At 57.3% G+C, this 25,945-nt stretch carries 20 protein-coding genes and 3 rRNA genes; 3 read left to right on the top strand and 20 right to left on the bottom strand.

Annotated features, from left to right (window positions below):
- Positions 1-7: 7 nt before the first annotated feature.
- A complete protein-coding gene (locus tag CKV89_RS05870) occupies positions 8-1,669 on the bottom strand; it encodes a CTP synthase (RefSeq protein WP_051277773.1) in 1,662 nt (553 codons plus the stop codon).
- On the opposite strand from CKV89_RS05870, the gene CKV89_RS11815 reads away from it, so the two are divergent.
- Together CKV89_RS11815 and CKV89_RS05865 are read left to right on the top strand one after the other, a co-directional pair.
- Complete coding sequence (locus tag CKV89_RS11815) at positions 1,662-1,808, top strand: hypothetical protein (protein ID WP_154657722.1); 147 nt, start codon at positions 1,662-1,664, stop codon at positions 1,806-1,808. The two genes, CKV89_RS05870 and CKV89_RS11815, sit on opposite strands and share 8 nt — an antisense overlap.
- Positions 1,809-1,860: 52 nt before the next feature.
- On the top strand, positions 1,861-2,280 hold the full coding sequence (locus tag CKV89_RS05865; protein WP_028328001.1) for a DUF3151 domain-containing protein: 420 nt from the start codon (positions 1,861-1,863) through the stop codon (positions 2,278-2,280).
- Between the two features lie 16 nt (positions 2,281-2,296).
- On the opposite strand, the gene recN is transcribed toward CKV89_RS05865, so the two are convergent.
- The 15 genes from recN to pheS all read right to left on the bottom strand — a co-directional run bounded on the left by recN (position 2,297) and on the right by pheS (position 22,349).
- Complete coding sequence (gene recN / locus CKV89_RS05860; protein ID WP_028328002.1) at positions 2,297-4,057, bottom strand: DNA repair protein RecN; 1,761 nt, start codon at positions 4,055-4,057, stop codon at positions 2,297-2,299.
- Between the two features lie 38 nt (positions 4,058-4,095).
- Positions 4,096-4,998, bottom strand: coding sequence for an NAD kinase (locus tag CKV89_RS05855; protein ID WP_028328003.1), 903 nt, complete (start codon positions 4,996-4,998; stop codon positions 4,096-4,098).
- A 19-nt stretch (positions 4,999-5,017) separates the two neighbouring features.
- Positions 5,018-5,821 (bottom strand): TlyA family RNA methyltransferase, encoded by an 804-nt coding sequence (locus CKV89_RS05850; RefSeq protein ID WP_028328004.1) that lies wholly within the window; start codon positions 5,819-5,821, stop codon positions 5,018-5,020.
- Positions 5,818-5,982, bottom strand: coding sequence for a hypothetical protein (locus CKV89_RS11810; RefSeq protein ID WP_154657723.1), 165 nt, complete (start codon positions 5,980-5,982; stop codon positions 5,818-5,820). The genes CKV89_RS05850 and CKV89_RS11810 overlap by 4 nt, the downstream gene beginning before the upstream one ends.
- Complete coding sequence (locus tag CKV89_RS05845; protein ID WP_028328005.1) at positions 5,979-7,049, bottom strand: HAD-IIA family hydrolase; 1,071 nt, start codon at positions 7,047-7,049, stop codon at positions 5,979-5,981. The genes CKV89_RS11810 and CKV89_RS05845 overlap by 4 nt, the downstream gene beginning before the upstream one ends.
- 34 nt (positions 7,050-7,083) lie before the next feature.
- Positions 7,084-8,583, bottom strand: a complete 1,500-nt coding sequence (locus tag CKV89_RS05840) for a hypothetical protein (protein WP_084441450.1) — start codon at positions 8,581-8,583, stop codon at positions 7,084-7,086.
- A gap of 134 nt (positions 8,584-8,717) precedes the next feature.
- A 5S ribosomal RNA gene (gene rrf / locus CKV89_RS05835) occupies positions 8,718-8,834 on the bottom strand.
- A 97-nt stretch (positions 8,835-8,931) separates the two neighbouring features.
- Positions 8,932-12,002 (bottom strand): 23S ribosomal RNA (locus CKV89_RS05830).
- 334 nt (positions 12,003-12,336) lie between these two features.
- Positions 12,337-13,857: ribosomal RNA gene (locus CKV89_RS05825) — 16S ribosomal RNA — on the bottom strand.
- The 16S, 23S and 5S rRNA genes sit together here, the layout of an rRNA operon.
- A 495-nt stretch (positions 13,858-14,352) precedes the next feature.
- A complete protein-coding gene (gene tyrS, locus CKV89_RS05820; protein WP_028326897.1) occupies positions 14,353-15,612 on the bottom strand; it encodes a tyrosine--tRNA ligase in 1,260 nt (419 codons plus the stop codon).
- A gap of 90 nt (positions 15,613-15,702) precedes the next feature.
- Positions 15,703-17,145 carry an argininosuccinate lyase gene (argH, locus tag CKV89_RS05815; protein ID WP_028326898.1) on the bottom strand — a complete coding sequence of 481 codons (1,443 nt, stop codon included), beginning with the start codon at positions 17,143-17,145 and terminating at the stop codon, positions 15,703-15,705.
- A gap of 49 nt (positions 17,146-17,194) precedes the next feature.
- The gene (locus CKV89_RS05810; protein ID WP_084440947.1) at positions 17,195-17,713 is read right to left on the bottom strand and encodes an arginine repressor; all 519 of its coding nucleotides are present in this window, start codon (positions 17,711-17,713) and stop codon (positions 17,195-17,197) included.
- A gap of 184 nt (positions 17,714-17,897) precedes the next feature.
- Positions 17,898-18,638 carry an SDR family oxidoreductase gene (locus CKV89_RS05805; RefSeq protein ID WP_231935340.1) on the bottom strand — a complete coding sequence of 247 codons (741 nt, stop codon included), beginning with the start codon at positions 18,636-18,638 and terminating at the stop codon, positions 17,898-17,900.
- 40 nt (positions 18,639-18,678) lie between these two features.
- Positions 18,679-21,255, bottom strand: coding sequence for a phenylalanine--tRNA ligase subunit beta (gene pheT, locus CKV89_RS05800; protein WP_028326901.1), 2,577 nt, complete (start codon positions 21,253-21,255; stop codon positions 18,679-18,681).
- On the bottom strand, positions 21,255-22,349 hold the full coding sequence (gene pheS, locus CKV89_RS05795) for a phenylalanine--tRNA ligase subunit alpha (RefSeq protein ID WP_028326902.1): 1,095 nt from the start codon (positions 22,347-22,349) through the stop codon (positions 21,255-21,257). Before pheS ends, pheT begins: the two co-directional genes overlap by 1 nt.
- 85 nt (positions 22,350-22,434) lie before the next feature.
- Between pheS and CKV89_RS05790 the strand changes: the two genes are divergently transcribed.
- Positions 22,435-23,373 (top strand): exodeoxyribonuclease III, encoded by a 939-nt coding sequence (locus CKV89_RS05790; RefSeq protein ID WP_028326903.1) that lies wholly within the window; start codon positions 22,435-22,437, stop codon positions 23,371-23,373.
- 13 nt (positions 23,374-23,386) lie between these two features.
- Here CKV89_RS05790 and CKV89_RS05785 read toward each other — a convergent pair whose 3' ends face one another.
- The 4 genes from CKV89_RS05785 to infC all read right to left on the bottom strand — a co-directional run bounded on the left by CKV89_RS05785 (position 23,387) and on the right by infC (position 25,694).
- On the bottom strand, positions 23,387-24,124 hold the full coding sequence (locus tag CKV89_RS05785; RefSeq protein WP_341746766.1) for a TrmH family RNA methyltransferase: 738 nt from the start codon (positions 24,122-24,124) through the stop codon (positions 23,387-23,389).
- A gap of 118 nt (positions 24,125-24,242) precedes the next feature.
- A complete protein-coding gene (rplT, locus tag CKV89_RS05780; RefSeq protein WP_028326905.1) occupies positions 24,243-24,626 on the bottom strand; it encodes a 50S ribosomal protein L20 in 384 nt (127 codons plus the stop codon).
- Positions 24,627-24,736: 110 nt separating this feature from the next.
- On the bottom strand, positions 24,737-24,931 hold the full coding sequence (gene rpmI, locus CKV89_RS05775) for a 50S ribosomal protein L35 (RefSeq protein ID WP_028326906.1): 195 nt from the start codon (positions 24,929-24,931) through the stop codon (positions 24,737-24,739).
- Between the two features lie 154 nt (positions 24,932-25,085).
- A complete protein-coding gene (infC, locus tag CKV89_RS05770) occupies positions 25,086-25,694 on the bottom strand; it encodes a translation initiation factor IF-3 (protein WP_034400870.1) in 609 nt (202 codons plus the stop codon).
- Between the last annotated feature and the right edge of the window lie 251 nt (positions 25,695-25,945).

Below are 25,945 nucleotides of genomic sequence, written 5' to 3'. Positions count from 1 at the left end.
GGGGTGTTTATTTTTCGCGGGTGTCGGCGGGTGCGGCTTGGTTTTGGTGGTTAAGTGCTGCTGCGACGAGTCCGCTGAAGAGGGGGTGTGCGCGGTTGGGTCGGGAGAGGAATTCGGGATGGGCTTGGGTGGAAATGTAGTAGGGGTGTTGGTCGGTGGGTAGTTCGACGAATTCGACGAGGTTTCCGTCGGGTGAGAGTCCGGAGAAGCGCAGTCCGGCTTCTTCGAGTTGGGCTCGGTAAGCGTTGTTTACTTCGTAGCGGTGGCGGTGGCGTTCGGTGACGTGTTGGGTTTTGTAGGTGGTGGCGGCGAGGCTATCGGCTTCGAGGGTGGCGGGGTATGCGCCTAGGCGCATAGTGCCGCCCATGTCTCCGGTGCCGTCGATGAATTGTTTTTGTTCAGCCATGGTGGCGATGACGGGTTCGCTGGTTTGGGGGTCGAATTCGCTGCTGCTGGCGTTGTCGATCCCGGCGACGTTGCGGGCGTATTCGATGACCATGGCTTGGAGGCCTAGGCAGATCCCGAGTGTGGGGATGTGGTTTTCGCGTGCCCAGCGCAGTGCGCCGAGTTTTCCTTCGATTCCTCGGATGCCGAAGCCTCCGGGGACGAGAATGGCGTCGCTTCCTTCGAGGGCTTCTTGTGCGCCTTCTGGGGTTTCGCATGTGTCGGAGGCGACCCAGCGGATTTTGACGCGGGTGTCGTTGGCGAAACCGCCGGCGCGGAGTGCTTCGGTGACGGAGAGGTAGGCGTCGGGTAGGTCGATGTATTTGCCGACGAGTGCGATTTCGACGCGGTGTGCTGGTCGGTGGACGCGTTCGAGGAGGCGGTCCCATCCGGTCCAGTCGACGTCTCGGAAGGGTAGTCCGAGGCGTCGGATCATGTAGGCGTCGAGTCCTTCGCTGTGGAGGACTTTGGGGATGTCGTAGATGGATGGGGCGTCTTTGCAGGAGATGGTGCCTTCGAGGTCGATGTCGGTGGCGGCTGCGATTTTGCGCTTCATCTCGGTGGGGATGTCGCGGTCGGCGCGCAGGACGATGGCGTCGGGTTGGATACCTGCGGCGCGTAGGGCGGCGACGGAGTGTTGGGTGGGTTTGGTTTTGAGCTCTCCGCTGGGTGCCAGGTAGGGCACGAGGGAGACGTGGAGGAAGAAGACGTTGTCGCGGCCGAGTTGTTGGCGGACTTGGCGTGCTGCTTCGAGGAAGGGTTGTGATTCGATGTCGCCGACGGTGCCGCCGATTTCAGTGATGATGATGTCTGGTGCGGGGGTGGTGTGGGCTTGTTCCCGCATACGGGCGGCAATTTCGTTGGTGATGTGCGGGATGACTTGCACGGTGTCGCCGAGGTATTCGCCGCGGCGTTCTTTGGCGATGACGCTGCTGTAGACCTGCCCGGTGGTGACGTTGGCTTGGGCGGATAGGGGGGTATCCAGGAAGCGTTCGTAGTGGCCGATGTCGAGGTCGGTTTCGGCTCCGTCCTCGGTGACGAATACCTCTCCGTGTTGGAAGGGGTTCATGGTGCCGGGGTCTACGTTGAGGTAGGGGTCGAGCTTTTGCATTGTCACTGCGAGGCCGCGGCCGCGTAGGAGTAGTCCGAGGCTGGATGCGGTGAGGCCTTTGCCGAGTGAGGAGGCGACTCCTCCGGTGACGAAGATGTGTTTTGTATTGACCACGGACTTCGAGCTTATCGCATGGTTGGGGGTGTGCTGTTTCGTTGGTGTTTGTGCTGGGGTGGGGTTGGGTGTGGTTGTAGGGGTTTTGTTTTTTCGGGTGGGGTTGTTGTGTGGGGTTGCGTTGGGTGTGTCGCATTAGGGTTGGCGTGGTTGTTTTGTTGGTTTTCTTGTTGTGGTTGAGGAGTTTTTTTATGGGTGAGTACGAGGTTCGGAAGAATTTGCTTGGGCCGGAGCCGACTTTGTTGCCGGTGGATTCTTCGGTTGAGCGTTTGGTTGCTGGTGAGGATGCGCAGGTGGTGGCGGCTACGGATCCGTTGTGTTTAGCTGCGTGGGCTGCATTGGCGGAGCAGTCGTTGGCGTGTGGTGAGTTTGTGCAGGCGTATGCGTTTGCGCGGGTGGGGTATCACCGTGGGTTGGATGCGTTGCGTCGGGCTGGGTGGCGTGGGGCTGGTCCGGTGCCGTGGTCGCATGAGCCGAATCGGGGTTTTTTGCGTTCGTTGGCGGCGTTGGCGTTGGCTGCTTCGGCTCTTGGTGAGGGGGATGAGGAGCAGCGGTGTCGTGTGTTTTTGCGTGATAGTTCGGCTGAGGCTGCGCAGGTGTTGGGTGTGTGATGTTGCTGGGGTGGGGCTAGGCGCTGTGTTGTTGGCGGATGTTTTCGGTTTGGGTTCGTAGTTCGGCGGCGTGTTGGAGGGCGGTGGGTGAGTCGGTGCCGGCCATCATTCGGGCGAGTTCACGTAGCTGATTGTCTCCGGTGACGATTTCTACTCCGGAGCTGGTGATGGCGCCGTCGTCGGATTTACGGACGACGAGGTGTCGGTCGGCGAAGGCTGCGACTTGGGCGAGGTGGGTGACGACGATGACTTGTGCGTGTTCGGCCAGGGCGGCGAGTCTGGCACCAACGTCGAGGGCGGCGCGGCCGCCGATGCCTGCGTCGACTTCGTCGAAGACGAATGTGGCGATGGCGGTGTTGTCTTCTGCTGCGCGTCGTCCGGTGACGACTTCGAGTGCGAGCATGACGCGGGAGAGTTCTCCGCCGGAGGCTGCTTTGGCGACGGATCGTGCGGGGGCTCCGGGGTTGGGTGCGAGTTTGATTTCGACGGTGTCTACGCCGTGGAGTGTGTAGGCCAGTGGGGTGGGGTGTTCTTCGCCTAGGTCGAGTCCGTGGGGGTCTGGGGTGGTGTGGATGTCGACGGTGAGGGTGGCTTTGCCCATGGAGAGGTGGGCGAGTTCGTTGGTGGCTTCGGTGCTGAGGGTAGCGGCGGTGGCGAGGCGGATTTCGTGGAGGGTGCGTGCGGCTTGGGCTGCTTGTGCGCGGGCGTGGGTGGTTTCGGTTTCTATTTCGCTCAGACGTGCTTGGGCACCTTCGAGCTCGGCTAGGCGGGCGGCTGCGTTTTTTGCCCATGTGAGCACGTCGTCGATGGTTTGGCCGTAGGTGCGGGTGAGTCGGTTGAGTTCGGCTCGGCGTTGTTGTACGTGTTCGAGTCGGGCTGGGTCGATGTCTAGGTCGGTGAGGTATGCGGATAGGTCGGTGGCGAGTTCGGCGGCGAGGTATCCGAGTTCGGCTGTTCTGTTTTCGAATTCGCGTAGGGCTGGGTCGTGGATGGCTGCGGTGGCGAGTTCGTTGCGGGCGTGGGCGAGGGTGGTTTCGATGCTGCCGGTGTCGTTGATGTCGTCTCCGGCCAGTGCTGCGTGTGCGGTGGCGGCGCTGCGTCGTAGTTCTTCTGCGTGGGTGAGTCGTTCGTCTTCTTCGCGGAGTTTTTCGTCTTCGCCGGGTTGGGGGTCTGTGTGTTCGATTTCTTCGAGCCCGGTGAGGAGCATTTGTGTTTCGAGGTGGCGGTTGCGTTCTAGTTCTCGGACGCGTTCGAGTTCTGTGTGTAGTTCGGTGAGTCGTTGGTACCAGTGGGTGTATTCGGCGTGTGCGGCGGCGAGTTTGGGGCCGCCGATGGCGTCGAGCATTTCGCGGTGTTGGTCGGTTTTTTTGAGTCGCCATTGGTCGGTTTGTCCGTGGACGGCGACGAGTTTGTGTCCGATTTCGGCGAGCATGCCCACGGGGACGGAGCGGCCGCCGGCGTGGGCGCGGGAGCGTCCTGCGTTGGTGATGGCGCGGGCGATGATGATGTCATCGTCGGCGTCACCGCCAGCGTCGCGGATGCGGTCGCGGATGGGGTGGGTGGCATCGATGTTGATGATGCCTTCGATCCAGGCTGTGGTGGCGTTGGTGCGTACGACTGCGGCGTCTCCGCGGGCTCCTAGGAGGAGGTTGAGTCCACTGACCACCATGGTTTTTCCTGCGCCGGTTTCGCCGGTGAGGACGTTGAGGCCTGGTGCGAGGTCGACTTCTGCGTCGTCGATGACTCCGAGGTCGCGGATGCGGATGCGGTCGAGCATGTGTTCACCCTAGGTTGCGGTGGTGACAGGGTTGGGTTTCAGCGTTCTTCGGTGGGTCCTGCGCCGCGCCATCCGCGTACGGGCAGGTGGAATTTGTGGACGATGCGGTCTGTGAAGGGTTCGTTGTCGAGTTTGGCGAGGCGGACGGGTTTTTCGCCTCGGCGGATGACGATGCGGGAGTTGGGGGGCAGGTCGGTTGAGCGGCAGCCGTCGCTGACGAGGATGGCTGCTCCCATGTCGTGTCCGGATAGTTCGACGGCGACGACGGAGGTGGGTGAGACGACCATGGGACGGGCGAAGAGTGCGTGGGCTGCGATGGGGACGATGAGGATGGAGTCGGCGTCGGGCCAGACGACGGGGCCTCCGCTGGAGAATGCGTAGGCGGTTGATCCGGTGGGGGTGGCGAGGATGACGCCGTCGCATCCCCAGGTGGATAGGGGGCGGTCGTCGATTTCGATGATGGTTTGGATCATGCGGGCACGGGAGGCTTTTTCGACGGTGACTTCGTTGAGTGCCCAGTCGGTGGCGATGAGTTGGTTGCCGTTCCATACCTCGATAGCGAGGGTCATACGGGGGTGGATGTGGTAGTTGCCGGTGGCGATTCGGTCGATGGTGGTGGCGAGGTTGTTGGGTTCTGCTTCGGCGAGGAATCCGACGTGGCCGTAGTTGATGCCGATGAGGGGGATGTCTGCGGTGTGTGCCCAGTGTGCTGCGCGCAGGATGGTTCCGTCGCCGCCGAGGACGAGGACGAGTTCGCAGCCGTTGGCGGGGTTGGTTTGGTCGGCGGGGGTGAGGTTGGGTTTGTCGTCGTGTCGTTGGTAGGTATCGGGTGACATGACGCACTCGATGTCGTGGGCGGCTAGTTGTGTTGCGATGACGCCCACGAGTTGGTGCATGTCCGTGCGTCGGCCGTGAGGGGCGAGCAGGATGCGTCGGGTCATGTCGGTCCTTCGCGCGGGGTCAGGTGTGGTGGGTGTTGGTGATGAGGTTGTCGATGTTGGGTTGGGGTGAGTTGTTATGGGTTCTCTCCCATAAGACTAGGTACTCGATGTTGCCGTTGGTGCCTTGAATAGGTGAGGTGGTGGTGTCGAGTGGGGTGAGGCCGGCGTTGATGCCGTGGTGGAGTACTTCGCGCAGGGCGTGTTGACGTAGGTGCGGGTCGCGGACGAGGCCTTTTTTACCGAGTCGTTCGCGGCCTACTTCGAATTGGGGTTTGACGAGGAGGATGGCTAGGCCGGTGGGGGTGAGGTGGTTGGTGATGGTGGGCAAGACGTGACGTAGTGAGATGAAGCTGAGATCGCCGACGATGATGTCGTAGGGGTCGCCGAGTTGTGTGGGGGTGAGGTGGCGGACGTTGAGTCCTTCGATGTTGTGGACGCGGGGGTCGTTGCGTAGGCAGGTGGCGAGTTGGTTATGGCCGACGTCGATGGCGGTGACGTGGGTTGCGCCGTGGGTGAGGAGGACTTGGGTGAATCCGCCGGTGCAGGCGCCAAGGTCGAGGCATCGGGTTCCGGGGATAGTGGTGGAGAGTGGTTGTTGGGTGGGGGTGGTGAAGTGGTTGAGTGCGCCGAGGAGTTTGTGTGCTGCTCGGCTGACCCAGGTGTCGGTTGTGGTGACTTTGATGTTGTCGGTTGGTGTTACGGGGTGTGAGGGGCGGCTGATGGTGGTGCCGTCGATGGTGACGGCACCGGCGTTGATGAGTTCGCGGGCATGGCCGCGTGATCGGGCGAGTTTGTGGGTGACGAGGTGGGCGTCGAGTCTCATGTGTGGGTGTCTAGTGCGTTTTCTAGTTGTTCGGCGAGGTGGTGGCCGTGTTGGAGGGTGGTGGTGAGGTCGGTGGGGTCGGAGTTGGCGAAGGTGGTGGCTGTTTCGCGGATGGTGGCGGCAGTGTGCTCGGGGGCGTTTCCGGGGGTGGGGGTGCTCATTTGGCGCGTTCGATCCAGTCGAGGGCTGGGGTGAGGTCGCTGGGGGTGATGTGTTCGCCGGCGTCGATGGCTGACCATATGGTGGCGATGAATGCACGGAGGCGTTCGTTGGCGTTGCCTGCTTCTTCTAGGTGGAGGCTGTTGTCCCAGGTGGCGGTGGCTTGGCCGCATCGGGCGCGGTGGAAGGTGGTGGCTGTGCCGGTGTTGGATGGGCCGGTTTCTGTGGTGGGGTGAGTGTATTTTTCGCTGAGTGCGCGGAGGTCGATGGCTAGGTGTGTGGGGCGTTCGGTTGTGCTGGCGAGGGCGACGTCGATGGGGTTGCTTACGCCGGTGGTGACGTAGAGGCAGTCGATGCCGGTGTTTGTTGCTCCGGCGATGTCGGTGTTGAGGCGGTCTCCGAGGGCTAGGACGTTGGACAGGGGCATGTTGAGTGCTTGGGCGGAGTATTCGTAGAGGGGGGTGTTGGGTTTGCCGACGGCGATGGGGTCGGTGTCGACGGCGTTGCGTACTGCGCCAACGAGTGATCCGTTTCCGGGGGCGAGTCCTTGTGCCAGGGGGAGGGTGGAGTCGGTGTTGGTGGCTACCCAGATGGCGCCGGCTTGGATAGCGAAGGCTGCTTGGGCGAGGTCGTGCCAGGAGACGTCGGGGCCATAGCCTTGGAGGACGGCCGCGGGGGGTTCGTGTGTTGTTGTGTTTTTTTGGGCGTTTTCGAGTTCTGGGGTGTAGACGGGGGTGAGTCCGTTTTCGAGGAGGGCTTCGGTGACCCCTGGGCCGCCGATGGCTAGGACGCGGGATCCGGGTGGCACGAGTTCGGCGACGCGGCGGGCTCCTGCTTGGGAGGAGTTGATGACGTCGTGGGGGGTGAGGTTGATGCCGAGTTCGGTGAGGTGTTCGGCGATGTGCGTCGGGGTTCGGGCAGCGTTGTTGGTGGCGTAGACGATGCGTTTTCCTGCGTCGTGGGCTGCGTTGAGTGCTGCGACGGCGTGGGGTACGGCTTGGGCTCCGCGGTAGACAACACCGTCGAGGTCAGAGATTAAACCGGTGTAGTTGTCGATGAGGGTATTCATCTGTGCTGGTCCTTCCTCGTGGTTGTTGCTGCCGTTAGTTCTCCGGGTGTGGGGTGTTTTTGGTGGGGGTGTCGTTTTCTTTGAGTGGGGCTGTGTCGCTGTTGGTGTTTTCGGTGGCGGATTCGGTGTGGCTTGGTGTTGGTTCTTGGGTGGTGGTTTCGTCTGTTTCGTCGTCGATGGTTTCGTCAGCTGCGTCGATGAAGATTGTGCCGTCGAGGTCGTCAACGCGTTCGGCTGCGTCGGTGCCTAGCTGTGCGTCTGCGTCGATTGCTGCCGCGAACCATTCGCGTGCTTCGTCGCTGCGCCCGAGTGCTTGGAGGCTGTCGGCGTAGGCGTAGAAGAGTCGCCCTGACCAAGGGTGACGTTTGGTGGGGTCTAGCTCGGGGCCGCGTAGGTGTACGAGTGCGGCTTTGAGGTCTCCCAGGTCGCGGCGGATTCCGGCCACGATGATGGCTAGTTCTATTTTTTCTGCTTGGTCGAGTTTTTGGGCTTCGGGGCTGCGGGCGATGTCGAGTGCGCGTTCGAGTCGTCCGGTGCCGCGTTCGCAGTCGACGATGTAGGGCAGGAGGTGGTTGCTGCCGGAGAGTCGTTGGGCGGTGCGGAATTCTTTGAGGGCGGTTTTCCAGTCGCCTTCTTGGTAGGCGACGAGGCCGCGGGCTTCACGGACGCTGGGGACGCGGCCGGCACGGCCGACGATGTGTTCGGCGTGGGCGCGGGCTTGTTCAGGGTTGGTTTCGAGGAGGCGTTCGATCATGACGAGGTGTTGGGCGACGCCTGCTGCGTTGTCTTTGCTGAGGGTGCGGAGTTCTCGGCGAACTGCCGGGGCGATTTCTTTGCCGGTGACGTCATCGTCGATGCGAGGCTCGGGTGCGACTTTTTGGGGTCGGTCGTATGGCCTGTTACGGCGTTCGTTATCGAATGCGCGGTTGTCTCGACGGTCTTGTCGCGGTCCTCGTTCGGGTTTTCCGTTGTGGCGGAAGTTTTCGCGGTTTTCTTCGCGGGGTTTGAAGCCGTTCTGGCGTTCGTTACGGCGGCTGGACCAGCGTGATTCAGATTGGCCGTCAGTACGGCGGTAGCTGCGTGGGTTTTCGTCCCTGTTTCGTGTGGTGTTGTTTTCGCTGGAACGGTACTTGCCGCGTGCAGCATTTCCTCGGTCCCGGGACGTATAGGAGCGGTATTCGCCGTGTTCTTGGCGATTTACTGAATTGTCGCGGTTATCGCGGTGTGCTTTTTCGCGTGGAGAGTAGTCGGAGCGGTTTTCGTTACCGCGGCTGCGGTCGCTGCGGTAGTCCTCGCGGTAGCTGTGACGTGTTTGACTGTTGCGATCAGATTGCTTTTCGTAGCGTCGACTGCTCTGTTCTTTGTCGCTTTGGTAGCGAGTGTCGTTCTCGTTGGAGTAGCTGCGTCGAGGACGGTCGTCGTAACGGTTCCGGTAGGAGCGGCGTTCGTTATCGGATGCACTGTTCTGCTTGTTGTGGCCACGGTTGTTGTGCCGAGGTTTTTTCCACCGCGATGACCCGGATGTTTCCGCCATGTTCCTGCTCCTCTGTTCATAAATTCGCAGCGTCGACGCTACCAGTGATGAGGATAGGCCTAGCTGGTTGTGGTGTTTTTGGGTATGCGGAAAGGGCCTGGAACAATGTTCCAGGCCCTTTCCTTTCACGTATATTCCGGCGGTGACCTACTCTCCCACACCGTCCCCAGTGCAGTACCATCGGCGCTGAAGGGCTTAGCTACCGGGTTCGGAATGTAACCGGGCGTTTCCCCAACGCTATAACCACCGAAAAACCAACAGAACCAATCAGAAACATATCTGTCATGATCCTGTAGGGCTGATGCCCCAAGAACCGCACAGTCGACGCGAACAAAACTCTTAAAAGTGTGTATCAAGCCATCGGCCAATTAGTACCAGTCAGCTCCACACATCACTGCGCTTCCACACCTGGCCTATCAACCCACTCGTCTAGTGGGAGCCTCACACCTCGCAAGGAGGCATCGAGATCTCATCTTGAAGCACGCTTCCCGCTTAGATGCTTTCAGCGGTTATCGCTCCCGAACGTAGCCAATCAGCCATGCCCTTGGCAGGACAACTGACACACCAGAGGTTCGTCCATCCCGGTCCTCTCGTACTAGGGACAGCCCTTCTCAAATCTCACACGCGCGCAGAGGATAGGGACCGAACTGTCTCACGACGTTCTAAACCCAGCTCGCGTACCGCTTTAATGGGCGAACAGCCCAACCCTTGGGACCAACTCCAGCCCCAGGATGCGACGAGCCGACATCGAGGTGCCAAACCATGCCGTCGATATGGACTCTTGGGCAAGATCAGCCTGTTATCCCCGGGGTACCTTTTATCCGTTGAGCGACCGCGTATCCACTAACCACGGCCGGATCACTAGTCCCGACTTTCGTCCCTGCTCGACACGTCCGTCTCACAGTCAAGCTCCCTTGTGCACTTACACTCAACACCTGATTACCAACCAGGCTGAGGGAACCTTTGGGCGCCTCCGTTACCTTTTAGGAGGCAACCGCCCCAGTTAAACTACCCACCAGGCACTGTCCCTGAACCAGATCATGGTTCGAAGTTAGACATCCAATACGACCAGAGTGGTATTTCAACAACGACTCCACACACACTAGCGTGCATGCTTCACAGTCTCCCACCTATCCTACACAAGCCGCACCGAACACCAATACCAAGCTATAGTAAAGGTCCCGGGGTCTTTCCGTCCTTCTGCGCGAAACGAGCATCTTTACTCGTATTGCAATTTCGCCGAGCTCATGGTCGAGACAGTAGAGAAGTCGTTACGCCATTCGTGCAGGTCGGAACTTACCCGACAAGGAATTTCGCTACCTTAGGATGGTTATAGTTACCACCGCCGTTTACTGGCGCTTAAGTTCTCAGCTTCACCCCGAAGGGCTAACCGGTCCCCTTAACGTTCCAGCACCGGGCAGGCGTCAGTCCGTATACATCCACTTACATGTTCGCACGGACCTGTGTTTTTAGTAAACAGTCGCTTCTCCCTGGTCTCTGCGGCCATCACCCCTAGACAGAAAAGTCTTCAGGGCTCCGGCCCCCCTTCTCCCAAAGTTACGGGGGCATTTTGCCGAATTCCTTAACCATGATTCACTCGATCGCCTCGGTATACTCTACCAAACCACCTGAGTCGGTTTAGGGTACGGGCGGCTCACACCTCGCTAGAAGTTTTTCTAGGCAGCATAGGATCACCCTACTTCCCCCAAAAGGGGTCATCATCACACCTCAGGACACACCGGGCGGATTTACCTACCCGGCACCTCACATGCTTGAACGTGGACAACCATCGCCACGCGGAGGCTACCTTCCTGCGTCACTCCATCGCTTACCTACTACCAAATCGGATCACGCACTCAACCCGCAAACAACCCCGAAGGGCCATAAACAAGCATCACACGCTTAGCATCAAAGGCCTCAGTATTGGCGGTGTTTCGCCGGTACGGGAATATCAACCCGTTATCCATCGACTACGCCTGTCGGCCTCGCCTTAGGCCCCGACTTACCCAGGGCAGATTAGCTTGACCCTGGAACCCTTGGTTATTCGGCGGACGGGTTTCTCACCCGTCATTCGCTACTCATGCCTGCATTCTCACTCGTGTAGCATCCACCACTGGATCACTCCGCAGCTTCACACGCTACACGACGCTCCCCTACCCAACTTTCGTTGCCACAGCTTCGGTGGTGTACTTGAGCCCCGCTACATTGTCGGCGCGGAATCACTTGACCAGTGAGCTATTACGCACTCTTTCAAGGATGGCTGCTTCTAAGCCAACCTCCTGGTTGTCACTGCAACTCCACATCCTTTTCCACTTAGCACACGCTTAGGGACCTTAGCTGATGATCTGGGCTGTTTCCCTCTCGACTACGAAGCTTATCCCCCGCAGTCTCACTGCCACGCTTCACTTACCGGCATTCGGAGTTTGGCTAACGTCAGTAACCTGGTAAGGCCCATTAGCTATCCAGTAGCTCTACCTCCGGCAAGAAACACGTGACGCTGCACCTAAATGCATTTCGGGGAGAACCAGCTATCACGGAGTTTGATTGGCCTTTCACCCCTACCCACAGCTCATCCCCTCAGTTTTCAACCTAAGTGGGTTCGGTCCTCCACGACGTCTTACCGTCGCTTCAACCTGGCCATGGGTAGATCACTCCGCTTCGGGTCTAGACCCCGCGACTCAAACGCCCTATTCAGACTCGCTTTCGCTACGGCTACCCCACACGGGTTAACCTCGCCACGAAGCACTAACTCGCAGGCTCATTCTTCAAAAGGCACGCTGTCACCCCACAAAGAGGCTCCAACGGATTGTAGGCACACGGTTTCAGGTACTATTTCACTCCCCTCCCGGGGTACTTTTCACCTTTCCCTCACGGTACTAGTCCGCTATCGGTCACCAGGTAATATTTAGGCTTATCGGGTGGTCCCGACAGATTCACACAGGATTTCACGGGCCCCGTGCTACTCGGGAAACGCACACGGAGTACACGCCATTTCGTCTACGGGGGTCGCACCCTCTACGCCACGCCATTCAAGACGTTTCGACTATGACACGTATTTATCACTCCGCCGCACCATGTCAGTGGTGCACGCACGATCCCACAACCCCGATCACACAACGCCTGACAGCTATCACATGCAATCGGTTTAGCCTCATCCGCTTTCGCTCGCCACTACTCACGGAATCACTGTTGTTTTCTCTTCCTGCAGGTACTGAGATGTTTCACTTCCCCGCGTTCCCTCCACACACCCTATGTGTTCAGGTGTAGGTGACTGGACATGACTCCAGCCGGGTTTCCCCATTCGGAAATCCTCGGATCACAGCCTGTTTATCGACTACCCGAGGCTTATCGCAGATTACTACGTCCTTCATCGGTTCCTGGTACCAAGGCATCCACCGTGCGCCCTTAAAAACTTGACACACAAAGAATCAGATGCTCGCGTCCACTGTGCAGTTCTCAAAACACCAGCCCACACCCGAATCCAAGTAGGAAACCTACTCGTTTTCGAGAGAGGCACATTCGTAGAGTTACCAGCCATACGGCCGATACCTCAAAACCCAACAACGCGCCAAACGTGACCTAACCGAAAACTGTTTTTGTTTCCACGCTTATACGTCTCAATAAAGAGACAGAAGCAGTACTCCAAACCAGAAACCAGATAAGCCACATAATCGATGTTCCACCCATGAGCAACACCCCAGTTCGCACACTCGACGAACATAAAGGGTGCCTCTATTAAGAGGGGCTCCTTAGAAAGGAGGTGATCCAGCCGCACCTTCCGGTACGGCTACCTTGTTACGACTTAGTCCCAATCGCCAGTCCCACCTTCGACGGCTCCCCCCACAAGGGTTAGGCCACCGGCTTCGGGTGTTACCAACTTTCGTGACTTGACGGGCGGTGTGTACAAGGCCCGGGAACGTATTCACCGCAGCGTTGCTGATCTGCGATTACTAGCGACTCCGACTTCATGGGGTCGAGTTGCAGACCCCAATCCGAACTGAGACCGGCTTTAAGTGATTCGCTCCACCTCACGGTATCGCAGCACTCTGTACCGGCCATTGTAGCATGCGTGAAGCCCAAGACATAAGGGGCATGATGATTTGACGTCATCCCCACCTTCCTCCGAGTTGACCCCGGCAGTCTCACATGAGTCCCCACCATTACGTGCTGGCAACATGCGACGAGGGTTGCGCTCGTTGCGGGACTTAACCCAACATCTCACGACACGAGCTGACGACAACCATGCACCACCTGTACACCGACCAAAAAGGGGAGTACATCTCTGCACTTTTCCGGTGTATGTCAAGCCTTGGTAAGGTTCTTCGCGTTGCATCGAATTAATCCGCATGCTCCGCCGCTTGTGCGGGCCCCCGTCAATTCCTTTGAGTTTTAGCCTTGCGGCCGTACTCCCCAGGCGGGGCGCTTAATGCGTTAGCTACGGCGCAGAATCCGTGGAATGGACCCCACACCCAGCGCCCAACGTTTACGGCATGGACTACCAGGGTATCTAATCCTGTTCGCTACCCATGCTTTCGCTTCTCAGCGTCAGTAATGGCCCAGAGACCTGCCTTCGCCATCGGTGTTCCTCCTGATATCTGCGCATTTCACCGCTACACCAGGAATTCCAGTCTCCCCTACCACACTCTAGCCTGCCCGTACCCACTGCACGTCCAGGGTTAAGCCCTGGATTTTCACAGCAGACGCGACAAACCGCCTACAAGCTCTTTACGCCCAATAATTCCGGACAACGCTCGCACCCTACGTATTACCGCGGCTGCTGGCACGTAGTTAGCCGGTGCTTCTTCTGCAGGTACCGTCACTTTCGCTTCTCCCCTGCTGAAAGAGGTTTACAACCCGAAGGCCTTCATCCCTCACGCGGCGTCGCTGCATCAGGCTTTCGCCCATTGTGCAATATTCCCCACTGCTGCCTCCCGTAGGAGTCTGGGCCGTGTCTCAGTCCCAGTGTGGCCGTTCACCCTCTCAGGCCGGCTACCCGTCGTCGCCTTGGTGAGCCGTTACCTCACCAACAAGCTGATAGGCCGCGAGCACATCCCCCACCGAAAAAACTTTCCACCAAACCTCATGCGAGGAAAGGTCATATTCAGTATTAGACCCCGTTTCCGGGGCTTATCCCAAAGTGAGGGGTAGATTACTCACGTGTTACTCACCCGTTCGCCACTAATCCACCCAGCAAGCTGGGCTTCATCGTTCGACTTGCATGTGTTAAGCACGCCGCCAGCGTTCGTCCTGAGCCAGGATCAAACTCTCCAAAAAGAAATCACACCCACGTACACGTAACTAGAAACCTAGTCACCACGAACGCGGGAAAATCCTGGCCGAAACAACACTGACAATTAATGTCACTACATTATTTATAGCGACTATTGTCCGAATTGACTTCAACCAACAAACAATTGGCATCGATTATTCATGGCACGCTGTTGAGTTCTCAAGCATCGGACGCACACGACTAAGAAACCCTAGTAGAAGAATTTCCTCATCAGAGGCGATCGACTATCCTCGACCCGCGCTACTTAAGCGCTTGAGCCGAGAAGCAATCTTACCAGGCCATTCAGCCCGGTGCAACTCCTCGTTTTCCTCGAAGTTACCTCACCCAACGAGACCGGCCACAGCTAAGAAGCCGTGTCCGTTCCTCCCTGCCGGGCGAACAAGAAGAACATTACTCATGCGGCGCTTTAACTGACAAATCTGCTGGTCAGAGTCTCTAAAGAGGAGCGCCGCATGAGTAATGCAAGAGGACGCTCCCCTCTAACTCTCGCGATACACCGCGGCCATGTTTTTCCGACCCCGTTTAAGCACCGCAACCTTGCCACCTAGGAAGTCCTCTTCTCGCAACACAGCGGCAGGATCTAGCACCTTGACGTTATTGATCGACACGCCCCCCTCTCCGATAGTGCGACGTGCTGACTTACGCGATTCAGAAAGCTTCGTCGCCACAAGAAGATCAACTACCTCTGCGCCGGCGACCACAGTCGCACTGGGCAACTCAGACGTAGCATCCACAAGAGTCTGTGCATCCAGGTCAGCCAAGGAAGCTCCACCAAAAAGCGCAGCTGACGCAGCCTCCACGTCGCTCACCGCTTTTTCCCCGTGAACCAAAAGAGTGACATCGTGCGCCAAGGCTTTCTGCGCAGCCCTACGGAAAGGCTCCTCAGCAACCGCGCGCTCCAGAGCCTCAACCTGAGCAGCATCACGGCTACCGAAAACCTTCAACAGCTTGATCACCGATGCATCCTCAACGTTCAGCCAGTACTGGTAGAACGCATAAGGACTCGTCATAGCAGGATCCAGCCAGACAGCATTACCTGCAGATTTACCGAACTTCTCACCTGAACTATCCGTCAGGATCGGGGTCACTACAGCGTGCACCTGACCGCCATCCATGCGGCTCACCAAGTCCGCTCCAGCTGTGAGATTTCCCCACTGATCACTTCCGCCCGTCTGGACCGTGCACCTGTACTCTTTATAGAGGAACCGGAAGTCCATCGCCTGAAGGATCTGGTAACTGAACTCAGTGTAGGAAATACCCTCCTGAGAGTTCAGGCGCGCAGCAACTGCATCTTTCTTCACCATGTGATTCACGCGAAAGTGCTTGCCAAAATCACGCAAAAAATCGAGAGCAGATAATCCCTCAGTCCAATCTAGGTTATTAACCATTCGGGCTGGATTGTCACCCTCAAAGTCCAAGAAAGGACGCATCTGAGCTTTTAAGCGCTCCACCCATTCAGCGGTCTGCTCTTTCGTTTTCAAAATCCGCTCGCTCGTCGGACGCGGGTCTCCAATCAAACCAGTCGAGCCACCCACCAAAGCAATCACATGGTGACCGTGCCGCTGAAAAATCCGCAACACCACCAACTGAACGAGATTACCAAAATGCAAAGACGGCGCCGTCGGATCAAAACCGCAATAGACCGTCGTAGGCGTCGAAAGCTCCTCCCGAAGCTTCTCTACATCGGTAGTCGCGTGAATCAAGCCACGCCATTCCAGCTCATCGAGCACATGCGTCACGCTCGTTCGACCTCTCTCGTCATAGTGCACCGATAACGCCCATCATCTTGCGCAGGAAACGCCATGCGACACCTCCCCACACAAGATCAGTCAACCACGCCAGGCAGGAACTTTGCCCACCCATCCCCACTGCCAGGCACTTACCTGCCGAGCTTTCAGCAACTGTTCCCTCACCCTCACAGGAGCCGTGCCACCCTTACCATCCCGTGACTCCACAGAACCAGTGACGGTCAGGACATCCCGCACTCCCCCATGCAAATGCTCCGAGATGCTCGCAAAGTCCTCATCCGAAAGCTCATCCAGCTCAATGCCCCGCTTCTCACACTCCTGCACGCAGGCCCCAGCGACCTCATGAGCCACACGGAACGGAACACCTTGCCGCACCAACCACTCCGCAATATCCGTCGCCAGCGAGAACCCCTGCGGAGCCAAATCACCCATACGGTCACCACAGAAAGTCAACGTCGAAACCATCCCCGAAAATGCTGGCAACAACATCTCTAAGGTATCTACTGCATCAAAAACTGGCTCTTTATCTTCTTGCAAGTCCCGGTTATATGCCAACGGGAGCCCCTTCAAAGTGCTCAACAAACCTGTTAAATCACCAATCAGCCTCCCCGCTTTACCTCTGGCAAGTTCAGCAACATCTGGATTCTTTTTTTGAGGCATGATGCTGGACCCTGTCGAGAAAGAGTCATCCAGCACAATGAAACCGAACTCTTTCGTAGCCCAAAGAATAATTTCTTCAGCAATACGTGAAATATCGACACCTGTCTGGGCAGAAACAAAAGAGAACTCTGCCACAAAATCACGAGAAGCTGTTCCATCAATCGAGTTCTCGACAGCACCAGAAAAACCCAAATCATAAGCAACTTGATCTGGATCCAAACCTAAAGTACTTCCAGCCAGCGCCCCTGAACCATACGGCGAAACGGCAGTCCTCTCATCCCAATCCCTCCACCTCTCCACATCACGCAAAAGCGCCCACGCATGCGCAGCAAGATGGTGCGCCAACAAAACAGGCTGCGCATGCTGCAAATGCGTACGACCAGGCATGATCACATCAAAATTCGCCTCCGCCTGATCTAGCAACGCATCGACCACATCCAAAACCAGCCCAGCAACCACCCGAGAACTATCCCGCAAATACATACGAAACAGCGTTGCCACCTGATCATTTCGCGACCGCCCCGCCCGCAAACGGCCACCCAACTCAGCCCCAACCCGCTCAATCAAGCCACGCTCTAATGCCGTATGTACATCTTCATCACCTTCTAAAGCAACAAACTCTCCTGACTCAACATCGTCAGCAAGTTGCCCAAGCCCCTCAAGCATCGCCTCGACCTCTTCATCAGACAGCAAACCTGCCCGATGCAATGCCCGCGCATGCGCCTGCGAGCCAGCCAAGTCATACCGAGCCAACCGCCAATCAAAATGCGTGGATTTCGACAAAGCTGCCAAGGCATCTGCAGGCCCACCTGAAAACCTCCCACCCCACAAGGCCAAACCTTCAACTGCATTCGCATCACTCACAACACCCACATCCTTCCCACACACCAACAAACCGTCTCGATGCCAGACGCTACCCGCCCGTAACCGATCTTCCCTCTCCCGACGCCATCGATGACAAACGCTTCAATAACGCATCACCACCAGAAGCATCAGCCGCCACAATCAACACCGTGTCATCCCCCGCCACAGTGCCGATTGCGGAACCTTCACCAGAAACCAAAGCTTTATCTATCGCCGCTGCGAGGTAATTCGCAGCTCCCGGAGGAGTACGTAAAACAACCATTGGCCCAGACGCATCCGCAGAAATCATCAATTCCGCACATAAACGACGCAGCCGAGCATTTACTTCCTCACGAGGAACCCCACCAGAACCGGCATCATCACCAGGGATCGAATAGACCAATTGAGTGCCACGCCGAACCTTCACTGCCCCCAACTCGAGCAGATCACGCGACAAAGTCGCTTGCGTAACCGAATACCCATCCGCATTCAACGCATCCGACAGCTCCGCCTGTGAACCAACATCACAGCTCTCTAAAATTTCCGCGATACGAGCCAACCGGGCGCTACGCGACTGAACTGCCCCCATCGCTCACACCCGCCCCGACAAGGTAATCCCGCAGTTTTCACATCTCAGAGGCATCCCCGACAACCAGTCACGCCGCAGCCCAGAGACATATCTAGCTACAGACGCATATCGCAGCAAAAAATACATGACCCCAATCTACATACTGATACAGGGATATACATGAGTATGTAGATTGGGTGCACTCTCACTGCCCTAAAGGATCGCCTTCACCAAAACTGAGCAACCCCACAGTTCGTGAACCAGGAGTCAAACCACGATCGGCCACAGCCTTCAAAGACTCGACTGTGTCAACCCCCGCCCGAACCATACGCCCGGACCATGCATCTAGACACCCCGAAGCCAACCCCAGTGCCAAATCAGTAACCGCAGCCGGATCAGTCCACTCAACACGCCCCGCATGCACTCCCATACCCGCAGTCATATCGGTCTGCACAACACCAGGTGCCAAATCAAAAGCACGCAAACCACGAACAAACCCGGCAACATGCAATCCACCAGTTATCCGGCTCAAAGCCGTTTTCGCCACATAATAAGCAGTCGATATATCGCTCGCGCGAGTACCAGCGCCAGAATTAATATTAATGACACGGCCACCACCGGCCATCAACATATACGGAACAGCAAAACGCGCTAATAAAAACGGTCCACGCACATCCACCTCAACTGTGCGCCACCATTGATCCGGATCTGCCTCCCACAACACCACTTCGTTGTCAATAACACCAGCGTTATTGACAAGAACATCAAGGCGACCACAGCGTTCAACAACCTCATCCACATACGCCTTCACCGCAGCCGGATCCGACACATCCAGAACCCGGACGTTCTCTCCCTCACCACTACGAGAAGACTTTTCCACCACATAACCAGCCGCAGCAAATGCTGCAGACAGGTGCGCCCCGATACCTCGAGACGCACCTGTCACAACAGCGACCGGCGCGCTACACACACCGCTCACACTCACATCAACCACGCAACTCCGCTCCAGTAGCCTTCTTAGCTGCTGCAACCGCATCATCACGCAGTGCACTAACCTGCGTCGTCTTAAGCGTTTTCTCCCGAGGGCGGAACGTCAACCGATACGCCAACGACTTCTTACCCTCACCGACCTGCTCCCCGCGGAACACATCAAACAGAGTCAACTCTTCCAACAATGGCCCAGCCCCCTCACGCAAGGCCAACTCCACCTCTGCTGCCGAAACCACCTCATCCACGACCAAGGCGACATCCGTATTCGCTACAGGCAACGTTGACAACTTCGCAGCCTGAGCGCGACAAGCAGCGAACGCATCGATCAAAACATCAACGTTAAGCTCTGCTGCGCACGTGCGTGCAGGCAAATCAACTGCCTTGCAAACACGCGGAGCCAACTCACCCGCATAACCGACACACTCACCAGAATCTGTAGAAACCTTGGCGCAACGTCCCGGATGCCACGGCGCGCACTCAGCAGCTTCAACCACCAAGTTCAGCCCCAATGCGCGACCGACTTCAAGCACAGCACCAATGACATCAGCTGCATCAAACGCACGCGCCTCAACACCAGGCGAAGCAGGAACCGCAGCTCCAGCAGCCACGAACGCCACATGATGCGGTTGCTCAGGCAGCGCCTGAGCAACCTGCGCCAAAACCTCCGCTTCAGGCTTGGCACCCACAGCAGGAACTGGCGCTGCTACCGGCTCCTCAACACCGTGCACAACACGGCCCACCTCGAAAACAGCAACATCCCGAATCCCTCGAGCCACGTTACGCGCCGCAGCATCAACCAACGTCGACAAAACCGTCGTACGCAACAACGGCTGCTCAGCGCGAAGCGGATTCACCAGACGACGCGCAACACGACGCTCATCATCCTCGCCATACTGCAACTCATCGAAACGCTCAGAAGCCACAAAGGGATACGTCAGCACCTCAACGAATCCTGCATTCGCCAAAGTGTCCGATACACGACGCACAACACGCTGAGCAACCGTTAGACCTCGACCGCCAGGAGCCGCAGGCAGAACAGACCCAATCTGCTCATACCCCCGTAAACGAGTCAACTCTTCAACAACATCGGCTCCTGTCCGCAAATCTGGACGCCACGAGGGCGCCACAATGCTCAACGTTCCATCACCATTGCCCGTGGCTGACACTCCCAGCCGCGATAATTCCTCACCAATCTGCGCCGGCGTCCACTTCAGACCCACTAGCCGCTCCGGCTCATGCATAGACATGGTGAACGGTGTGGTAATACGCGCCAGCGCAGCACGCTCCCCCACATCCGTAACACCTTCATCCGCAGTACCACCGGCATAACGAACCAACAAATCTGCCACCATCTCCGCAGCAGCCGGAGCAAGAGCAGGATCGACACCTCGCTCAAAACGCTTCGACGACTCGCTACTCAACCGATGACGCCGCGAAGAACGAGCAACACTCACCGGATCAAAACAAGCAGCTTCAATCAAAACATCTGTCGTCTTATCGGTGACCTCAACCCCCATTCCTCCCATAACACCCGCCAACACCAGCGGTTTCTCCCCTGAGTCAGTAATAACGAGATCCTCGCAATGAAGCTCCCGCTCCACCCCATCTAGCGTCGTCAACTTCTCATCAGGCCTAGCCCGACGAACCACAATCGGTCCTTCAAGGTGAGAAAGATCAAACGCATGCAACGGATTGCCAAGCAGCAACATGACGTAATTCGTCACATCAACCACAAATGAAATCGGACGCATCCCCGACTGCACCAGCCGCTGAACCATCCATTCAGGCGTAGGCGTATCAGGATTCACACCACGCACAACACGCGCAACGTAACGATCACACCCCTCATTACCACGAATAGGGCTTTCGTCTTCCAGGCGAACCTCATAACCAGATTCATTGCCCTCCGGTGCCCGCGAAGCCGCATCCACCGCAGGGTCCACCACCGGAGCACCTACCGACAAAGCAAAATCACGAGCCACCCCGCGCATCGAGAAAGCGTAACCACGATCAGGCGTGACGTTGATTTCAACAACTTTCTCGTCCAGACCGAGCAACTCAATAGCATCTGCACCAGGCACGCAACGAGCAAGCTTGTCCGGATTGTTCTTGAAGTACTCCGTCAGAACGATGATTCCCTCGTGATCTTCACCTAGACCGAGCTCATCTTCTGCACAAATCATGCCGTTACTCATATGCCCATACGTCTTACGGGCACTGATCTCGAACCCACCAGGAAGCACGGCACCAGGAAGTACAACAACAACAAGATCACCAACATCAAAGTTGTGTGCCCCGCACACAATCTCCTGATATTTTTGTTCAGAAAGACGCTGCCCGTTCTCACCAACATCTACCGTGCACCAGTTGATGACTTTGCCGTTTTTCTGAGGCTCTTCAACACGCGTCAGCACGCGGCCAACCACCAACGGCCCAGAGACTTCACCGCCAAGAATTGCCTCTTCTTCAAGGCCTACGCGCACCAATGCTGCTGCCACTTGCTCAGCAGTCATCTCATCAGGCAAGGAGTTCTTGCCCACGATGTCCCTCAACCACGAAATCGGTACCCGCATCAGATCTCCAAGCCAAACTGGGTGCTGAAACGCACGTCACCCTCAACGATGTCAAACATGTCTTTCACCCCGTGCCGCAACATCAAGGCACGCTCAATACCCAACCCAAACGCAAAACCGGTATAAACCTCCGGATCAATTCCAGCAGCCAGCAACACGTTCCGATTAACCATGCCGCAGCCACCAAGCTCGATCCAACCAGTACCTCCGCACACCCGACACGATGCCTCACCACCGGCACACGCCCAGCACTGCACATCCATCTCAGCACTCGGCTCAGTGAACGGGAAGAACGACGGCCGCAGCCTCGTCACCACCTCTGCCTGAACCAACTCAGACAAGAATCGGTCCAAGGTGCCCCGCAGGTGAGCCATCGTCAGGCCCTTATCAACCGCCAAACCTTCAATCTGGTGGAAGACAGGTGTATGCGTGGCATCCAAATCATCCGTGCGGAAAACCTTGCCCGGAACCGCCACGTATACCGGCAAATCCCGCTCGTGCAACACTCGCATCTGAACTGGCGAAGTATGCGTCCGCAGCACCAACCCACCATCGGCAGGCTCCACGAAAAAGGTGTCCTGCATCGCCCGCGCCGGATGGTCAGGCGCGAAGTTCAAAGAGTCAAAGTTGAACCACTCCGCCTCGACTTCCGGGCCATCAGCGATTTCCCATCCCATACCGACAAAAATGTCGGCAATCCGCTCTGACATCAGTGAGATCGGGTGCCGAGCACCAATACGGCGACGTTCAGGAACGACCGTTACATCGATAGTCTCCTCGGCCAGCATCTTCTCTTCATGCTCAGCCTCCAAGATCTCCTGCCGTGCAGCCAAAGCACGACCAATCTGCCCACGTGCAGCACCGACACGTTTGCCGGCTTCAGCCTTAGCACTTGGCGGCAACGCTCCAATTTCACGATTCGCCAAAGCCAACGGGCTCTTCTCACCAGCATGCGCAACACGCGCAGCTTTCAACTCATCCAGATCCCCCGCAGCCTCCACAGCAGCAAGGGCATCCGCAAGCGCAACCTCGACCGACTCGGCCGACAAAGCGCTCACCTCTACAGGGTCGTAATTCGTATTGGGTCCGGACACGTACCTGATCCTAAGGGCGAGAGCGCATGAGTGCCGCACCCATACGGACGCTTCTGCACAATCACACAGCACTACCCTTGTAAAAATGCAGCGCATCGCCACCTTCAACATCAATGGCATTCGTGCCGCACACCGCCGCGGATTCACTCGCTGGCTTCAAGAACGCAACTGCGACGTGATCGCACTCCAAGAAGTACGAGCCTCACTCGAAGTACTCCCCACCAATGCCTTCGGCCCCTACTACACCGCCTACAACCCCGGCACACTCCCCGGGCGAAACGGCGTCGCCATCCTCACAAAACAACCACCCGAAGATGTACGCACCTGGACCCTTACTCACCCCGCAACCATCTTCACCCCCAACAATGACAAAACCGATTCCTACCCAACACCACAGCAAGAGACCTCTCCCACGCCCCTAGCACGCGAACTCAAAAAATTCATACACGAAGGCCGCTGGATCGAAGTAGACCTGGCAGAAGCACCAATCACAGTCATCTCTTTATACGTACCCAAAGGAGGCCTACCAGCAGAACTGCAACGCCCCGGAAACTCTCGCGAACCTATGGACGGCGGTGCAAAACACCTCCGGAAAATGGATTTCCTCACCGGACTAGATAGACAACTCACCCGCGCACGAAGGCAAGCAAAAGCACGCGGCCGCGAACTACTCGTCATGGGAGACCTCAATATCGCCCACGAAAACTGGGATGTCACCAACTGGCGAGCAAATCGCCGTTCTGAAGGCTTCCTACCCATCGAACGAGAGTGGCTCAGCAAAATCCTCTCGCCCCGAAAATTCATTGATGTCATCCGGCACCGTCACGGGCCCACCCCCGGACCGTACAGCTGGTGGAGCTGGCGCGGACAATCTTTTGCCAAAGACGTCGGATGGCGTATCGACTACCACTTAGCCACACCAAAACTCGCCGAAACCGCCGTTAATGACACCACAGACAAAGACAGCTCTCCAGACTCCCGTATCTCCGATCACTGTCCCGTCATCATCGACTACGCCATTTAAAAGACCAGCACCATCAACCACGCGCTTGAGACGAAGCGAACATACAAATCGTGGCTGCCATTGCAAGGTTTAGCGACTCTGCCCGATGAAGAGGAATTGAGACAACCTGATCACAAGCAGCACTCATCTCTTCCGTGAGCCCCCAAGCTTCATTTCCCATCACCCACACATGAGAACGCGTCAAATCTGCCTCAGTAATAGGTGTATCGCCCTCACCGTCTGCGGCATAAGCAACCACCCCAGCCTCTTCACGAAGCCGCATCAATGTGCTCTGCACATCGACTCCCGTAACAACAGGCAGATGGAACAACGATCCCACGGTTGAGCGAACTACCTTCGGGTTGTACAAATCCACACTTGAAGAACCAACCAAAACCGCATCGGCACCCATCGCGTCCGCGCCCCGCAAAACGGTTCCTGCATTACCTGGATCACGCACCGCAGCCAGCATGACAAGCATCCGAGGACGATCAGATCCCTCCTCAAGGATCTTCTCTAATGGCACATCTACTTTCTCAACTACGGCCAAAACGCCTTGCGGGCTCTCCGTATCGGCCATCACAGCCAACACTTCAGCAGTCACATCATGAACGAAAACTCCCGCAGCCAACGCCGCATCGACAATGTCCTTATGCCGCTCGCGACCATGCGGATCAACATAAACATCAATAATTGATTGTGGACACCAAGCCACTGCCTCCCGAACTGCTTGTGGCCCCTCTGCGAGAAACCTTCCCTCTTTTTGCCGCACACTCCGGCGAAGCAATGCACGAACACGACGAACCCGCTCCGCTCTCGGATTATCGAGAATGGAACGGGTTCGTCGATTGCTATGAATACTCACGCAGCGATCGTAGCTGCGCTGAGGATCAGGCGTCCTGCTCACCCTTCGACTGAGCCGGGACGGTCGCCTTGGCGATTTCCACCAGCGCAGTAAACGCAGCAGGGTCAGAAACAGCCAATTCAGCCAGCATACGGCGGTCGACATCAACCTCAGCAGCTTTCAGCCCCTGAATGAAACGGTTGTACGTCATGCCGTTCGCACGAGCTGCAGCGTTGATGCGCTGAATCCAGAGACGACGGAAGTCACCCTTACGCGCACGACGGTCGCGGTAGCTGTAAACGAATGAGTGAGTGACCTGCTCCTTCGCCTTGCGGTACAGGCGAGAACGCTGACCGCGGTAACCGCTGGCGCGCTCGAGGGTCGTACGACGCTTCTTGTGGGCGTTAACCGCCCGCTTCACGCGTGCCACGTGATTCTCCTTGCTAATCGGATCCGCACCCGCACCTCACGGCCTTTACAGGCCGGGCACCGGAAGACTTAAAGCCTTACAGCGGAAAATATGTTCGGTGTGCGAGTGGCTTACTTGCCGAGAAGCTTCTTGACCTTCTTGGCGTCCTGCGGCGCAAGAACCTGGTCATCCTGCATACGACGAATCTGCTTGCTCGACTTGCGCTCGAGAAGGTGACGCTGGCCCGCCTGCTCGCGCATAACCTTGCCGGTACCGGTAAGGCGGAAGCGCTTCTTCGCACCACTGTGAGTCTTGTTCTTCGGCATGGGCCGATCTCCTTGTCGCTGTCGGGCCATCACACGCGAAACACGCGGATGGGCGCCGGTTGGCGCTATTACTGCCGGTAAACCGGCGATACGGACGAAGCATGAAACAACATCCGCCAAAAGGATCAGCGAGCCGATCCTGTGAAGCAGAGCTTCAGGCCTGCTCGACTGGCTCTTCAGCTGCAGTCTCAGCCGCTGCTGCCGGCGCCTGCTTCTCAGCTTTAGCCTGCGCAGCCGCTCGAGCAGACTCGTCACGCTTACGACGCTGCTCAGCCTTAGCTTCTGACTTCTTCTTCGTTGGAGCGACCACCATCACCATGTTCCGGCCATCCTGCTTTGGTTGGCTTTCCACCGTTCCTAGTTCGGCGACATCGTCAGCCAAACGCTGGAGCAGACGGAACCCCAACTCCGGGCGGGACTGCTCCCGACCACGGAACATGATCGTCACCTTGACCTTGTCACCACCAGAGAGGAATCGGACAACGTGGCCCTTCTTCGTCTCGTAGTCGTGCGCATCGATCTTCGGTCGGAGCTTGATCTCCTTGATGACCGTATTGACCTGGTTCTTGCGGGACTCACGGGCTTTCAAAGCGGCTTCGTACTTGTACTTGCCATAATCCATGAGCTTGGCCACCGGCGGATTGGCATTAGGGGCAACCTCGACCAAGTCGAGGTCAACCTCCGCAGCCAGACGCAAGGCCTCATCAATATTGACGATCCCGGCCTGCTCGCCGTTCGGTCCAACCAATCGAACCTTGGGCACTCGAATGCGGTCATTAATACGGGCTTCGCTGATGTCGCGCTCCTTTAAACTCGTGGATCCCTAACGAGGCGGTCCTCTTTGAACACCTCGCCCAGCCAGGCTGCCCACAGGGGCCATGCCTCGAGAAGCTAGCGGAGAAAACCTCCACAAACTTCTCGAACCACGGACACCAGGGACACAAAAAATGCCTCTCGCAGACATCACGAAAGGCATTACCCAGCACGAGACTCGGGTCCCCAAAAGACCCGACA

It is taken from the genome of Dermatophilus congolensis (genome assembly GCF_900187045.1).
GTDB classification, from domain to species: domain Bacteria; phylum Actinomycetota; class Actinomycetes; order Actinomycetales; family Dermatophilaceae; genus Dermatophilus; species Dermatophilus congolensis.
Note: the sequence above shows the minus strand (reverse complement) of the source record. Positions and strands in the feature narration are given on the sequence as shown.